Source organism: Nocardioides sp. NPDC023903, from assembly GCF_040639295.1.
Lineage (GTDB): Bacteria > Actinomycetota > Actinomycetes > Propionibacteriales > Nocardioidaceae > Nocardioides.
Map to the genome: position 1 here is coordinate 1 of NZ_JBEZZS010000129.1, position 1020 is coordinate 1020.

Here is a 1020-nt window from a genome sequence, read left to right on the forward strand (position 1 = left end):
GCCACAGATCGTCGCTGTAGAGGGCCTGCTGGACGCCGGTGATCGCGTCGTTGTAGCTGAGGCCGCGCGGATCGGCGGTCGGCGCCGGAGTCTTCTCCAGCGGCCCGACCAGCTCGCGGAAACGGGTGACGGCCTGGGCGGGATCGGTGCCGAGCGGGCAGTCGGCGTTCTTCGCGCAGTCGGTGGCGTAGGCGGTGAACACGCCCTGGAAGCCCGCGGCCTGACGCAGTGACTCCTGGACCGGGTCCTGCGAGGAATCCACCGCACCGTCGAGGACGAGCGCGCGCACGTTCTGTGGGTACTTCTCGGCGTAGGCCGAACCGAGGCGCGTGCCGTAGGAGTAGCCGAGGTAGCTCAGTTTCGCGTCACCGAGGACCGCCCGCATGACATCCATGTCCTGGATCACCTCGCGCGTACCGACGTGGCCGAGCAGGTCGATGCCGGAGCGCTGGGCGCAGCGGTCGGCGTACTCACGGTTGTCGGCCTCGGCCTCGGCGATCCCCGCTGGGGTGTTGTCGGTGGGCGGCTCGGCGCGTTCGGCGTCGGCCTGCTGCGGGGTGAGACAGACGATCGCGGGCAGCGACGAGCCGACACCGCGCGGGTCGAACCCGACCCGATCGAACTTCGCCGCCAGTTCGGTGCGGTTGCCGACGCCGACCATCGACAGGCCGGAGACGCCGGGCCCGCCGGGGTTCATCAGCAGCGAGCCGACCTTCTCGCCGGTGGCCGGGATCCGCGAGAGCGCGATCTGGGCGGTGGGGCCGTCCGGGCGCGCGTAGTCGATCGGCACGGTGATCCGGGCGCACTCGGTTTTGGGTGGCAGCCGATCCTCCGGGCTGCCGTAGCCCTCGCACGAGCCCCAAGCGATCTGCTGGTCGTAGAAGCTGTTCAAGCCAGGCGGGGGTGGGGGCAGTTCAGCACGCGGGGCACTGTCCGCGCCGGTACCGCAGCCGGTGACGATCAACGCAGAGACAGCGCCGAGGAGCACGACGAGCCGGCCTCGCTGAACTTGGCGAGTAC

At 70.6% G+C, this 1020-nt stretch carries 1 protein-coding gene; it reads right to left on the reverse strand.

The window, feature by feature from the left end; translation table 11 throughout:
• On the reverse strand, positions 1-892 hold an 892-nt coding region (locus AB0F44_RS30440; protein ID WP_357361129.1), incomplete at its 3' end, for an alpha/beta fold hydrolase.
• Between the last annotated feature and the right edge of the window lie 128 nt (positions 893-1020).